12 protein-coding genes are annotated in these 12,518 nt (G+C 68.8%); 6 read left to right on the plus strand and 6 right to left on the minus strand.

Going from position 1 to position 12,518, the window contains the following annotated elements:
• Positions 1-83 precede the first annotated feature (83 nt).
• Both JRI60_RS08580 and JRI60_RS08585 read left to right on the plus strand, forming a co-directional pair.
• Positions 84-632: a TIGR02265 family protein gene (locus JRI60_RS08580; RefSeq protein WP_239470421.1), complete on the plus strand. Its 549-nt coding sequence runs from the start codon at positions 84-86 to the stop codon at positions 630-632.
• 34 nt (positions 633-666) lie between these two features.
• Entirely contained in the window at positions 667-1,914 is a 1,248-nt protein-coding gene (locus JRI60_RS08585; protein ID WP_239470422.1) for a tetratricopeptide repeat protein, read from the plus strand.
• A gap of 64 nt (positions 1,915-1,978) precedes the next feature.
• Here the strand turns inward: JRI60_RS08585 and JRI60_RS08590 are convergent, their stop codons facing one another.
• Positions 1,979-2,599 carry a DUF4230 domain-containing protein gene (locus tag JRI60_RS08590; protein ID WP_204225359.1) on the minus strand — a complete coding sequence of 207 codons (621 nt, stop codon included), beginning with the start codon at positions 2,597-2,599 and terminating at the stop codon, positions 1,979-1,981.
• Positions 2,600-2,641: 42 nt separating this feature from the next.
• On the opposite strand from JRI60_RS08590, the gene JRI60_RS08595 reads away from it, so the two are divergent.
• Both JRI60_RS08595 and JRI60_RS08600 read left to right on the plus strand, forming a co-directional pair.
• On the plus strand, positions 2,642-3,253 hold the full coding sequence (locus JRI60_RS08595) for a 2OG-Fe(II) oxygenase (protein ID WP_204225360.1): 612 nt from the start codon (positions 2,642-2,644) through the stop codon (positions 3,251-3,253).
• Between the two features lie 105 nt (positions 3,254-3,358).
• Positions 3,359-4,588: an amidohydrolase family protein gene (locus tag JRI60_RS08600; protein ID WP_204225361.1), complete on the plus strand. Its 1,230-nt coding sequence runs from the start codon at positions 3,359-3,361 to the stop codon at positions 4,586-4,588.
• On the opposite strand, the gene JRI60_RS08605 is transcribed toward JRI60_RS08600, so the two are convergent.
• Positions 4,572-5,147 (minus strand): class I SAM-dependent methyltransferase, encoded by a 576-nt coding sequence (locus JRI60_RS08605; protein ID WP_204225362.1) that lies wholly within the window; start codon positions 5,145-5,147, stop codon positions 4,572-4,574. The genes JRI60_RS08600 and JRI60_RS08605 overlap by 17 nt on opposite strands.
• Positions 5,148-5,285: 138 nt before the next feature.
• Here JRI60_RS08605 and JRI60_RS08610 point away from each other — a divergent pair, with 138 nt between their 5' ends.
• A complete protein-coding gene (locus tag JRI60_RS08610) occupies positions 5,286-6,521 on the plus strand; it encodes a methyltransferase domain-containing protein (protein ID WP_204225363.1) in 1,236 nt (411 codons plus the stop codon).
• On the opposite strand, the gene JRI60_RS08615 is transcribed toward JRI60_RS08610, so the two are convergent.
• Positions 6,518-7,576, minus strand: coding sequence for an SDR family oxidoreductase (locus JRI60_RS08615; RefSeq protein WP_204225364.1), 1,059 nt, complete (start codon positions 7,574-7,576; stop codon positions 6,518-6,520). The two genes, JRI60_RS08610 and JRI60_RS08615, sit on opposite strands and share 4 nt — an antisense overlap.
• A gap of 103 nt (positions 7,577-7,679) precedes the next feature.
• Here JRI60_RS08615 and JRI60_RS08620 point away from each other — a divergent pair, with 103 nt between their 5' ends.
• A complete protein-coding gene (locus tag JRI60_RS08620) occupies positions 7,680-8,585 on the plus strand; it encodes a LysR family transcriptional regulator (protein ID WP_204225365.1) in 906 nt (301 codons plus the stop codon).
• Between the two features lie 188 nt (positions 8,586-8,773).
• On the opposite strand, the gene JRI60_RS08625 is transcribed toward JRI60_RS08620, so the two are convergent.
• The 3 genes from JRI60_RS08625 to JRI60_RS08635 all read right to left on the minus strand — a co-directional run bounded on the left by JRI60_RS08625 (position 8,774) and on the right by JRI60_RS08635 (position 12,472).
• Positions 8,774-10,186, minus strand: coding sequence for a cytochrome B6 (locus tag JRI60_RS08625; protein ID WP_204225366.1), 1,413 nt, complete (start codon positions 10,184-10,186; stop codon positions 8,774-8,776).
• A 154-nt stretch (positions 10,187-10,340) separates the two neighbouring features.
• Positions 10,341-11,090, minus strand: coding sequence for a hypothetical protein (locus JRI60_RS08630; protein ID WP_204225367.1), 750 nt, complete (start codon positions 11,088-11,090; stop codon positions 10,341-10,343).
• Positions 11,091-11,251: 161 nt separating this feature from the next.
• Positions 11,252-12,472: a zinc-dependent alcohol dehydrogenase gene (locus JRI60_RS08635; protein WP_204225368.1), complete on the minus strand. Its 1,221-nt coding sequence runs from the start codon at positions 12,470-12,472 to the stop codon at positions 11,252-11,254.
• Positions 12,473-12,518: the final 46 nt, after the last annotated feature.

Genomic DNA, 12,518 nt, shown 5'->3' on the forward strand with positions numbered 1-12,518 from the left:
AGGCAGCAAGGGGGCAGGGGAATATGAGTGGCGCAGCGGTGGCTTGGAACGTGGCCTCTCCGAGGTTGGGGTGGGAGCAGCGGATGGCGTTGACGACCCCGGACGACATGGCACGTGGGTTGTTCCTCCAGAGCGTGTTGAAGGCCATCCGGGCGCTGGGGGACGAGACCCTGGTGAACCGCTGTACGGCCGTGTGTGGACAGAAGCGCTTCGCCGACTTCTTCAACTACCCCATCCGGCTGCACCTCCAGATGATCGACACCGCGATGCCGGCCCTGTCGGCGCGCTATGGAGATGTGGAGCAGGCCCTGTGGCTGCTGGGCCATTGCGTCGCCATGGACTTCCTGGAGTCCGAGGCGGGCAGGACGATGCAGGTGCTGGTGCGCGGCGAGCCGAAGCGGCTGGTGAACAACCTGCCGTCGACGTACCAGGTGTCGGTGGATGGAGAGCGCTCGGTGAAGTGGCTGGGGCCGCAGTGTTGCCGGCTCATCATGACGCGCGACTTCATGCCCCCCGCGTTCCACGAGGGGCAGCTGGTGGCGATGCTCGAGCGGTTGAAGGCCAGCAAGATCAAGGTGACTGGCCGGCAGACGGGCGTGCTCGACAGCGAATACGACATCTCCTGGCAATAGCCCGCGACCAGGGGCGGCCGGATACACTCCGCTCGTGGATCCCACTGCCCTGGAGCGCATCCGCCGCAAGGTGGAGGCCGGAGAGACACTGAGTGACGAGGAGCTGGACGCGCTCCGTTCCGAGGCGGGCAACACGCCAGGGCCCACCTTGCGGCTCACCGTGGCGCACGCGCTGATGAACGCCGGGGCCGAGCGCGAGGCCTTGCGTCTGATGGAGACGCTCCGGCGCGACTTCCCCCAGGACATCCAGGTGCGGTTGGGGCTGGCGCGGGCCTTGTTGGGAGTGGAGCGTCCGGGCGACGCGGAGGCCGTGCTGCGCGAGGCGCTCATCCTCAACCCGGGAGATCCCGAGGCCCTCAAGGTGCTCGCGGTGCTGGCGCTGCGGAGGGGTGAGCACGGCCGGGCACGGGAGTACGTGGCGGAGGTGCTGGAGAAGGATCCGTTCGATCAGGAGGCACGGCTGCTGAAGGAGGAGCTGGAGGCGGTGGACGTGCCACCGCCAGCGGTGCCTCGTGTCCAGGCGCTGCGCCCGGAGTTCACCGCCGCGCTGCTGGCCGCGCTCCACCGGGCCGGCGTGGCGTGCCGGCGGCAGGGCAATGCGTTGCTGGTGAGGCTCGCCTCGGGCGAGGTGGGGCGGGTGGACGTGGCCTCGCTCTACACCGCCTACCGGGACGGCACCCAGGAGCTGGGCGCGTACGTGGAGGGCCTGGTGGCGCAGCTCCAGGGCCTGTCCGGGCTCGCCGCGGACGCGCGCTCCCTGGTGGCGCGGTTGCGTCCGGTGCTGAGGCCCGCCGACTTCGAGGCCCATGCGGTGGGGGCGCTCCATCGGCCAGGACCGGCCGGGCTCGAGGTCTTCTACGTCCTGGAGGACGCCGAGTTCGTGCACTACCTGCCCGAGGCGACGCTCGGGCCCGCGGGGCTCTCGGCGAAGGAGGTGGACGAGGCGGCCTGGCGCAACCTCGAGGCCCTGCCCGCGCCGGTGCGGCCGGTGGTGCTGGACCAGGGGCAGGTGGTGCTCGCGGAGACCTTCAGTGGCCTGTGGGCGGTGGCGGGGGGAGACGGTTACGACGCGGCCCGGCTGCTCACGGTGGAGCAGAGGCGGCGGCTCGTGCTGCACGCGGGAGAGGAGTCCCTGCGTGTCCACCTGGGCTGGCGGGAGTTCGCGCTGCTGTGTCGCGAGTCGGACGTGGCCACGTGCGAGTCGCTGGCGCGGCTGGGCGGAGCGCCGGATGGAATTCCCGGCCTCTTCCGGCTCGACGCCGGCCGTCTCGAGGCCCTCTGATTCAAATACTCCCTCTCCCTCTGGGAGAGGGTTGGGGTGAGGGTCTACGTCTCTTGGATTCCCGTCACCCGGCGGTGGCCGGAGGAGGCAGCACGTCCACCACGTTCACCTCGCGGAACCCCGCCGAGAGGAACAGGGCGCGCAGCGTGTTCTCCGCCGAGCGGCGAGCCTTCTCCTTCAACCGGGTATCGCCCTTCACCTCGCGCTCGAAGGCCTCGCGGGCCTTCTCCAGCAGGAGGGTCGTCTGGGCGCTGTCGAGGTTGGAGCCGATGACCTCGGTCTCACCCGGCTTCAGCTCCACCTTCACCTCCAGGGGAGGGAGGGCCACGTCCACGCGAGTGCCCTGAATGCGCATGGAGGAGCCATCCAACCGGCCGAAGTCATAGCCGAGGTGCACGTCCGCGAAGACGATGGCCCGGCCGCGCGGCGTGTTGATGGAGTAGCGCGCCCAGTTGATGACGTCCTTCCAGAGCGACTCCGTGGCCTGGGGCTCCGGGGAGAACTCCACCTTCTTGTAGAGGGACACATCCAGTGTCTCCAACCGGGCGACCTCGCGGACGCGGGTGACGAGCGCTGGCGTGTCGGGCAGAGGGGTGGGCTTGGGACGGAGCCAGAGGAAGGTTCCCACGGCCCCGGCGGCCAGGGCGACGACGAGGAACAACACCCGCAGGAGGAGGCGCACCATGGCCCGCCATTCTAGCCGTTGTGGGGTAGGGTTCGCCGAGCCATGAGCCTGCTGTCCCTTCGGGATGAAGAAATCCAGTCACTCGGTGAGCGGGGCTGGTTCACCCGCGCGTCCTTCCTCGGAGAGGCGGATGCGCGAGCCGTCCACGCCGAGGCGAGAGCGCGCGTCGAGGCGGGCCACCTGCGCCCCGCGGGCATCCGTCGCGGCGCGGACCACACGCTGGACCGCGACACCCGCGGCGACTTCATCACCTGGGTGACGCCGGAGGAGCAGGGCTCGGCGATCGGCCGGCTGCGGGAGGCGTATGCCGCGCTCGGGGAGACGCTGTCGACGGAGGCCTACCTGGGCCTCGGACGTTTCGACCTGCAGCTCGCCTGGTACCCGGGGGAGGGGGCGAGGTACGCGCGCCACTTCGATGCCTTTCCCGGACAGTCCAACCGGCGCGTCACCGCCATCTACTACCTCAACCCGGACTGGGTGCCGGCCCACGGCGGGCTGCTGCGCATCTACCCGGAGGGCGGACCGGTGGACGTGGAGCCCACGCTCGACAGGCTCGTGGTGTTCCTGAGCGAGCGCATCGAGCACGAGGTGCTGCCCGCGCACGCGCCCCGGCTGGCGCTCACCGCCTGGTTCTACGGGCGGAGCGCGGGGTGACGCGGCTTCCGGTTGGCGCCGGGCGCGAATGATTGTAGTGCGAGCCGGTCACCCTTCCGTGAGGACGATGCCTTGGACTCGCTACGCGCTCTCTTGTTGCCGGTCGTGCTGCTCCTGTCGTGGGGCAGTGCCTGGGCCCAGGTCACCGCCATCCGCGCGGGCAGGCTCGTGGATCCGGAGGTGGGCACCGCGCTCGACAACCAGGTCATCCTCGTGGAGGGCTCGCGCATCAAGGCCGTGGGGCCGGGACTCGCCATTCCCGAGGGCGCCACCGTCATCGACCTGACGGGGGCCACCGTCCTGCCCGGCCTCTTCGACGCCCACACGCACCTGTGCGCCACGCTGGACCCGTCCCAGGACGGAGGAGAGTTCCTCCTCATGAGCCTGCGGAGCCGCGCCGGCTACCGCGCCCTGCGGGGGGCCGCCCACGCCCGCGAGATGCTGGAGGCGGGCTTCACCACCGTGCGCGACCTGGGCAACGCCGGAGACTACGCGGACATCGACCTGCGCCGCGCCATCAAGGAGGGCCTGGTGTCCGGCCCCACGATGCTCGCCGCCGGCCGCATCATCGCCCCCTTTGGTGGCCAGTTCGGCGTGCGCACCCGGCGCGAGGTGCTCGAGGATCCCGAGTACCGTTTCGCGGATACCCGCGATGAGCTGCTCAAGGCCATCCGCGAGAACATCTTCTTCGGTGCCGACGTCATCAAGGTCGTCGTCGACGGGCAGCGCTATGCCTATTCGACGGACGACCTGCGCTTCATCATCGCCGAGGCGGGCAAGTCCGGGCTGAAGGTGGCCGCCCACGCCCAGACGAAGGAGGGCGCCCACCGCGCCATCGAGGCGGGCGTGGCCTCCATCGAGCACGGCTTCAAGGCGACGGACGAGGACCTCGCGCTCGCGAAGAAGAACGGCGTGGTGCTCGTCAGCACGGACTTTCCCGAGGACGTGCTGCGCGCGTTCGGCTGGGACGCGGCTGGTGCCAGGCGCGTCCATGGCAACCAGGTGGAGCGGCTCAAGCGCGCGTGGAAGGCGGGTCTTCCCATCGTCTTCGGCACGGATGTGATGGTGGAGGTGCAGGGACAGACGCGCGGCTCGCTCGCCCTCTCCTATATCGACAGCTTCGTCGAGGCGGGCATCCCCCCGCGGGCCATCCTCCAGTCGATGACGGTCCACGCGGCCCGCCTGCTGGGCGTGGAGAAGGAGCGGGGCGCCATCAAGCCCGGGCTCCTCGCCGATCTCGTCGCCACCCCGCGCAACCCGCTCGACGACATCCAGGCGCTCAAGCAGATCCACTTCGTGATGAAGGAGGGCCGGGTGGTCAGGCGCTCTCCGTGAGCGTGGGCGCGATGCGCTCGAGGAGCTGTCTCTCCAGGGGGGCCCGCGCCAGGCAGTAGACGCCGATGTCGCCATGACGATGGGACAGGACGACGTCCGGGAAGCTGGCCATGACCTCGTCGTGAGACCAGTCGTCCTTGACGTGCACCTCGAAGGGGTTGCCGTTCACCTCGTCCTGGGGATAGGGCTCGATGGGAATCGAGATGATGACGAAGCGGCCGTGACGCAGCAGCCGGTCGGCCAGCTCCACGGCCTGCTGCTTCTCCATGTGCTCCATCACGTCACCGCAGAGCGCGAGGTCGAAGCCGCCCAGCAGGGACCAGTCCACCCAGCGGGCATCGGCCACGATCACCCGGTCGTAGCGTTGCGAGAGCTCGAACTCCCTGACGTAGGGTCCCCAGACCTCCACGGCCGTCCAGAATTGCCCCTCGACCTGGATGCCGCTGTACGTCCCGTGGCCCGGTCCGATGTCCACGACCCGCTCCACGAACCCTTGTTTGACCAGCTCCGCATAGAGCCGGAACGTCCACTGCTTGCCCTTGGGGGAACTCTTCGCCATGCCGCTTTTCTACCATTGCCCTGCCAGGGCCTGGGCCTGGAGTCTCATCGGGTTTCACCTGAGGATAGAGTCCCTTGCGGCTTCGGGCTCGTACGGTAGAACGCTCGCTCCATAACGCTCACGTTTCGATTGGACGACATGCCCGCATTCAACACCGAGGAAATCGAAGGCTTCTTCCAACTCGCACAAGTGCTCGCCAGGGGAGAGGAGGCCTTGTTCTCCGAGTACCGGAACAAGGTGCTGGCGGCGGGGGACGCACAGAGTGCCCTGGGGCTCGGCATCGAGTTCGTGCACGTGCTGCTCCAGAAGCACCCGAACATCCGTCGCTTCGAGCTCCCCAGCGACCTGGTGCCCACCAATCAGCAGAGCTCCACCCGCGCCGCGGACTGGCGCACCGCCGCCGAGCTGTTCGTCTGGTTCGCGAACCTGCCGGAGACGCTGCGTCAGGAGATGGCGAAAGCCACCTCGCACCACGGAAGCGGGAGCGCCGCGAACCAGGAGCAGGAGAACGCGCTCCGCTCCGCGGTGGAGGTGTTCATCGATACCTCCGAGCACCTCTTCAATCCGTGGAGCTTCAACTCGGATGCGCTCATCAAGAAGCTGGCGCTCGCATACCGGCCGCGTCGTGTCATCGACATTGGCGCGGGCGCGGGCCACTACACCCTCTATCTCGCCTCGATGGGTTGTGAGGTCACCTCGCTCGAGGTCAATCCCATCAAGTCCCAGTTCCTCCGGTTCCGGGCCCAGGCGCGCGGGCTGGAGCAGCGCATCCACTACAGCCGTGAGCCCAGCGGCTATGACGCGGTCTTCGCCATCAACATGTTCGACCACCTCGCCGATGCCTCGGGGCTCGTCGCGGAGATCGCGTCGTGGCTCGAACCCGGTGGGCTCCTCTTCTACCAGGCCCAGTTCCCGGAAGACGGCTACCACACGTCGGATCCGGCGGTGATCGACCGCGTCTTCCGTCAGCTCCACCGCCACTTCGAGCCCCTGTACTCCGAGCGGGCCCCGGAGATTGGCCTCGAGGTGATGCGACGCCGGCCCACCCCGCTCGAGCAGCCGCTCGGCGCGGACCAGACCCAGCTGACCGTGACGCCCACCCGGGACGTGTCGGCGCTCGTGCCCGTGGTGCACGCCTCCGTGAGCGTGGACGAGGTGGACGCGCAGCGATGCTTCGTCCACTCGCCCATGTTCTACATCCGGGCGGCGAGCTGGCCCCGGCGCGTGGCGTCGTTGCTCTGGGCCTGTGATGGCCGGCGCACGGTGCGCGACATCGCGGCGGCGCTCCAACTGCCCCAGGCGGATGTCTGGAACGACCTGAATGCCCTGTGGGAGCGCCGCGTGGTGGGGATGCGCGTGCCTCCTGTCGGTTAGGGAATGACCCCGCGCCGGCGGAAATCGGCGAAGATGCGCAGGAACATCGCCTCGGTTTCCACGTACTCGTGGAAGCCGAAGCGGCGCGCCTTCGAGCCATCGGCGAACATGTCGTAGTCCCAGGAGAAGACGAAGTCGCCGAAGCGCCAGGATGACACGTCCTTGTAGGCGTGGCGCTCCAGCCCGTGCTTCTCCTGCATGGCCTTCCACAGCGGCTCCTTGTCGGCCATGACGACGTCGAGCGACATGGGCAGCGGGGGCGCCACCTCCAGGTCGAAGAAGCGGGCGATCTTCGGCCACAGCTCGCTCCACCGGAACAGGTCGCCGTTGTTGATGTTGAACGCCTGATTGGCGCAGCGCTCGTCGGTCGCCGCCCAGAGGGTCGCCTTCGCGAGCAGCTCCGCGTCCGTCATCTCGAGCAGCTTGTCGTACGCGCCCGGCTTCCCCGGGAAGCGCAGGGGCAGCCCCAACTCCTTGGAGATGGCGGCGTACACGGCGATGACCATGGCCAGGTTCATCGGATTGCCGAGCGCGAAGCCGCACACCACGGACGGGCGGATGGCCGACCAGCTCCAGGCCTTGCCCTTCTGCCGGGACTCGAGGAACGCCTGCTGGTCCACGTTGAACTCGGGCGGCATGTGGTGCGCGTCCGTCTCGCGGGCCGGCGTCTTGAACGGGCCCAGGTGCGCGCCGTAGACCTTGTAGCCCTGCATCAGGCTGACGTGGCGCAGGCCGGGCGCGATGGGCTCGACTGCCTCGACGACGTTGACCAGCATGGCGAGGTTGGGCGGCACCAGCTCCGCCCAGGTCGGCCGGTCCTGGTAGGCGGCGTAGAAGAGGTGCGTCACCTGGGTGAGGCCGCCCAGCTTCTCGCGGCAGTCGTCCCGGTCGAGCAGATCCACCTCCACGTACCGGACGCGCCCCGCTGACGCTCCGCCACGCCGGGACAGCCCGATGACGTCCCAGTCGCCGAGCGCCGCGAGGTGGGTGATGAGGTTGCGGCCGATGACGCCCTGGGCCCCGACGACCAGGGCCACCTTGTTCTTCGTGCTCATGGCTCTCTCCGGAAGGACAACCGCGGATGTGCCTGATAATGGGAGCGACGCCGCTCGCGGACCACGCGTCCGCGCGGCACAGGACTTGTGAGGTGAACTCACGATGGCGCGTCTGGACGTCAATCGCTCGGGAGAGATGGAGGTGTTCGTGCGGGTGGTCGAGCTGGGCGGCTTCTCGGCCGCCGCACGCGCGTTCCGGATGACGCCATCAGCCGTCAGCAAGCTCGTGGCCCGCCTCGAGACGCGCCTGGGCGTCCGGCTCGTCCAGCGCTCGACGCGACGCCTTCAGCTCACCCCCGAGGGTGTCACCTTCTACGAGCGGAGCGTCCGCGTCCTCGCCGACCTGGACGAGGCGGAGCGCGGCGTGGCCACGAGCGCCGCCCCTCGGGGACGGCTGCGCGTCAACGCCAGCGTGCCCTTCGGTACGCACTTCCTGCTGCCCCTCGTCCCGGAGTTCCTGGCCTGCCATCCCGCCGTCACCTTGGACATCGTCCTGACCGACGAGGTCATCGACCTCCTCGAGGACCGCACGGACGTGGCCATTCGCAGCGGGCCGCTCGAGAGCTCCGACCTGGTCGCGCGCAAGCTCGGTGAGACGCGGATGGTCATCGTCGGGGCGCCAGCCTACTTCCAACGAAGAGGGATGCCGGCGAAGCCGCGCGACCTGGAGCGGCACAACCTGCTCCGGTTCGGCTATTCACGCGTGGTGGATGGGTGGCCGCTCGTGGACCGTGGTACCGAGGTGATGGTCTCTCCTGTCGGCAACGCCCAGGCGAGCAACGGCGAGGCCCTGCGGCAGCTCGCGTTGGCGGGCCTGGGGCTGGCGCGGCTCGCGGCCTTCCAGGTCAGGGCCGACATCGAAGCGGGCCGGCTGCTGCCGGTGTTGGAAGACTACAACCCCGGGGACACCGAGGCCGTCCATGCGGTCTTCCTGGGCTCGGGAGGACCACTGCCCTCGCGGGTGCGCGCCTTCCTGGATTTCCTGGCGGCCAGGGTCCGGCTGCGCTGACCGCTGTCACCGTGCGGACGTCGGCAACCCGTCACCCGGAGACCGTGAACACGCCGCTCGGGTGGGGGAGCAGGCGCTCACGTCGATCGACACCTGGGGGCAGAGCTCGTACTGGTAGGCGGTCCCGTGCCGCTCGAACAGCTCCCGCGTGCCAGCGTAGCACCCACCCCGCCCCCTCGCCGGAGCGGCTACAGCACGCGCAGGAACTCGACCAGGTCGGCCTTCTCCTTCTGCGTCATGCGCGACTGGAGCACGATGTTGAAGAACTCCACCGTGTCCTCCAGCGTGAGCAGGCGCCCGTCGTGCAGATAGGGCGGCGAGTCCTTGATGCCGCGCAGGGGGAACGTCTTGATGGGGCCCTCGGCACGGCCCCTGGCGCCCTGGGGCGTGGAGCCCACGTGGTTGTAGAAGCGCTCGGCCCGCAGGTCATGGGTGAGGTTGTCCGTGAAGAACGGGGCCGGGTGGCAGCTGGCGCAGTGCTTGTCGAAGACGGCCTCGCCACGCACCTCGGCCTCGGTGGCCTGGGTGCGATCCAACCGCCCATTCACTGTGAGCTTGGGCGCGGGCGGGAAGTCGATGATGTTCTGGATGTGGCCCATCGCCATCTGCTCGCGGTCCGTGAAGTGGCGCGCCCCCTTGCGCTCGGCCAGGGAGGTGTCGCCGTCGAAGTAGGCGGAGTTCTCCTCCGTCTGGGCGAACTGCTCGAGCGAGCGCAGGGTGCGCTTGGAGCCGAAGCGCGTCTGGGCGTAGAGGCCTCGCAGCGAGGCGGTGTCCAGGCGGAATCGCTCATTCTGGGGCCGCACGTCCGGGGTGAGGTGGAACTGGCCGGTGGTGTGGCCGTTCACGTGGCAATCCAGACAGGAGACGCCCTCCACCGGGCGCGCCGTGGAGCGGTCCAGGGTGAGGTTGTGGCGCTGGGCCGTCGTCTTCTGTAGCAGCAGCCGCATGCCCTCCATCTGGAAGGGCGTGAGCACGTCCTGGAAGAGCGTCTCGAAGTTCTGCAGCGTGATGAGCTGGCCCTTGCTCACGTCGCCCAGGTCGGGGCGGGTGGTGATGAAGAGGGCGGGGGGGAACTCCGGCAGGTAGGCGTCCGGCAGATCGAAGGCCACGTCCACGCGCTCCAGGCCGTCCACGACCTTCGTCTGCACGGGCGGGAACACCATGCCGCCCACCTCCTGCAGCGGGTGCCACAGGGGCGTGTAGGGGAAGAGCTTCTTCTGACGCATCTCCTCCGGTGACATCTGGCCGAGCGCGTCCCACGTCACCCCCTGGGGCAGACGCGCCGTGGGCCCCACCGGCACGGCCTTGCGGCCACCGGACATGCGGAGGGTGGGATGCGTGCGGCCGGAGAGGTCATAGCGCTGCTCGAGGTACTGGCGCTGCTTGCGCGTCACCTCGTCCCGGTCCGGCAGGGGCTTGCCGCTGGCGTTGGGGCGGGCCTCCGAGGTGTTGGAGGGCTCGGACTTGAGGATGTCCGGCCCGCTCGCGGGCTGCTTGTTCCTGGGCTTGCCCGTGTCCTGTGCCAGGGCGGCACAGCCGGCGACCCAGAGGGCCGTGATGACGACGGGAGTGGCGGGGATGAGGCGTCTGAGATGTTTCATGTCGGTGCCTCCCAGTACGAGGGGATGTGGGGGCGCCAACGGTAGGGATTGGTTTCCGGGTGCGAAGTGTCAGCCGGGAGCGGCGGCTCCCGACTGTTCATCGCCGGGCTTCACGGGCGTGAACTGGTGGAAAGAGCACCCCGTCACCCGAGGCTCATCTGCCCCGAGCGTCACAGGTCACATCGCTGCCCACCTGCATCAGGTTCCAGGAGAGCTTGTTCCGCTCGAAGCAGGCGGACGCGATCGCGGAGCCCTTCTTCGTCTCGAGCCGCACTCCCCTGAGCACGGCCTTCGTTCCGACCTGCTCGAAGGTCGCGGACTCGCAACTCAACGCGCTGCTCATGTCGAAACCGTAGGGGTCGCTGTGGTAGCCGTAGAGCAGCTCCATCTCGAGCCGGTCACACGCTCCGTCACGTGAGATCCTCTCCAGCGTCTCGTCCCGGCTGGTGAGCCGCTCGCGCAGCTGCTGCATCCGCTCATCCTTCGCCTGCTTCCTGAGCTGGTCCTGCTGACCCGCGTACACCAGCCCGAGAAGGAAGAGGACGACGATCCCCCCGAGGCCGAGCAACCCGGTCAGCGCGGCGCTCCCGGGATCGTTACGCGGGGCGAGCATCGAGGCACTGTAGGAATAATAGACACTGATGACGCAGGGGATGATGAGGAGCCAGACGGAGAGGTTCTTTGGAAAGGCGCAGCAGAAGAGCAGGGGCACCAGGGCGATGAAGGCCCGGGTCTTGTCCCTGCTGATCCTGTCCTCCACGCCCATGAGCTCCCTGGGCCTGTCGCGGATGGGGGCTTCGGGGGGCTTCGGGGAGTCGCTCCGCTCGGGCATGAGCGCTCCGCAGTTCTCGCAGGTGGCTACCCAGGATTCGTACGTCGTGTTGCAGCGATGACAGCGTTCCATCCGTGCTCGGAGCCTCCTCGTGTCTCCACGCGCCCCGGCGCGTGGAGACCGCGGACCCTACAGCATCCGTCGAGGCTGGGACCATGCGAGAGCGGGGGCTCCGCCTCCCGGTGAAGCCCGGGGTTGCTCCGGGTCCGGGTCCGCGTCCTGCTCGGGAGCCGTCAGGTCAGCATCGCCGGCTCGAGCTCCACCTTCATCCAGCCCGGCTTGCGCGTGTCGAAGGAGCGGTAGGCCTCGATGGCGCTCGTGAGGGGCTGCACGTGCGTGAGGATCTCCGTCGGCTCCACCGCGCCCGTGCGCACCAGCTCCAGCAGGTGGGGGATGTACTTGCGGTGGTTGCAGTTGCCCATGTTCAGCGTGAGGTTCTTGTTCATCGCCTGGCCGAGCGGGAACGTGCGCATCTGCTGCGGGTACACGCCGATGATGGACAGCGTGCCGGCCTTGGCCAGTGCCTCCACCGCCCAGGTGATGGCCTGGGCCGGCGCGTCACCGGGCACCCAGTTGTCCCCGTCCGGGTTGGTGTGCGGCGCCACTTCCCTCTGCTCGCGCTTGAACTCGGCCTTCTCCTTGCGCGCCGACTTCGCCGCCGGCCCATGGTGCGCGTGCATCGCGTCCACGCCCACCGCGTCGATGGCCCGGTCCACGCCGATGCCTCCCGTCAGCCGGAGGATGACCTCGACCGGATCCTCCTCGTCGAAGTTGATGACCTCGGCGCCCTGTACCCGCGCGGCCTCCAGCCGGTCCGCGTGGCAGTCGATGGCGAAGATGCGTCCCGCGTCCATCAGCTTCGCGCTCAGGATGGCGAACTGCCCCACCGGGCCGCAGCCGAACACCGCCACCGTGTCCCCGGGGTGGATCTCCGCCAGGTCCGCTCCGTAGTAGCCGGTGGGGAAGATGTCCGAGAGCAGGATGGCATCCTCGTCCGTCACCTCGTCCGGGAGCTTCACCAGCCCCACGTTGGCGAAGGGAATCCGAGCCTTCTCCGCTTGCAGTCCGTGGAAGGGCCCGCTCATCTCCGGTCCGCCGAAGAACGCCGTGCCCGCGCGCTTGCCGTTGGGGTTGGCCACGTCGCATTGCGCGTAGTAGCCCGAGCGGCAGTAGGAGCACGTGCCGCACGCGATGGTGGAGGGAATCACCACCCGATCCCCCACGCGCAGGTTGCGGACGTCCTTGCCCAGCGCCTCCACCACGCCCACGCCCTCGTGCCCGAGGATGGTTCCCGGTTTCATTCCCGGGAAGGTGCCGCGTACGAAGTGCAGATCCGTGCCGCAGATGGCGCTCGCCGTCAGCTTGACGATGGCGTCCGTGTCCTGCTGGATGACTGGCTCCGCGACGTCCTCGAGCCGGATGTCCCCAATCCCATGAAAGACGACCGCCTTCATTGCCGCTCCTCGCCCGCACGGGGCTCCGGGCGCCGGGCTCCGGCGC

The organism is Archangium violaceum (assembly GCF_016887565.1).
Lineage (GTDB): Bacteria > Myxococcota > Myxococcia > Myxococcales > Myxococcaceae > Archangium > Archangium violaceum_B.

Bases quoted from the DNA above. Each gene is read 5' to 3' on its own strand.
- JRI60_RS08635 (WP_204225368.1), bottom strand. From the start codon at position 12,472: ATGAAGGCGGTCGTCTTTCATGGGATTGGGGACATCCGGCTCGAGGAC.
- JRI60_RS08590 (WP_204225359.1), bottom strand. From the start codon at position 2,599: ATGGTGCGCCTCCTCCTGCGGGTGTTGTTCCTCGTCGTCGCCCTGGCC.
- JRI60_RS08595 (WP_204225360.1), top strand. From the start codon at position 2,642: ATGAGCCTGCTGTCCCTTCGGGATGAAGAAATCCAGTCACTCGGTGAG.
- JRI60_RS08630 (WP_204225367.1), bottom strand. From the start codon at position 11,090: ATGGAACGCTGTCATCGCTGCAACACGACGTACGAATCCTGGGTAGCC.
- JRI60_RS08580 (WP_239470421.1), top strand. From the start codon at position 84: ATGGCGTTGACGACCCCGGACGACATGGCACGTGGGTTGTTCCTCCAG.
- JRI60_RS08620 (WP_204225365.1), top strand. From the start codon at position 7,680: ATGGCGCGTCTGGACGTCAATCGCTCGGGAGAGATGGAGGTGTTCGTG.
- JRI60_RS08610 (WP_204225363.1), top strand. From the start codon at position 5,286: ATGCCCGCATTCAACACCGAGGAAATCGAAGGCTTCTTCCAACTCGCA.
- JRI60_RS08625 (WP_204225366.1), bottom strand. From the start codon at position 10,186: ATGAAACATCTCAGACGCCTCATCCCCGCCACTCCCGTCGTCATCACG.
- JRI60_RS08605 (WP_204225362.1), bottom strand. From the start codon at position 5,147: ATGGCGAAGAGTTCCCCCAAGGGCAAGCAGTGGACGTTCCGGCTCTAT.
- JRI60_RS08615 (WP_204225364.1), bottom strand. From the start codon at position 7,576: ATGAGCACGAAGAACAAGGTGGCCCTGGTCGTCGGGGCCCAGGGCGTC.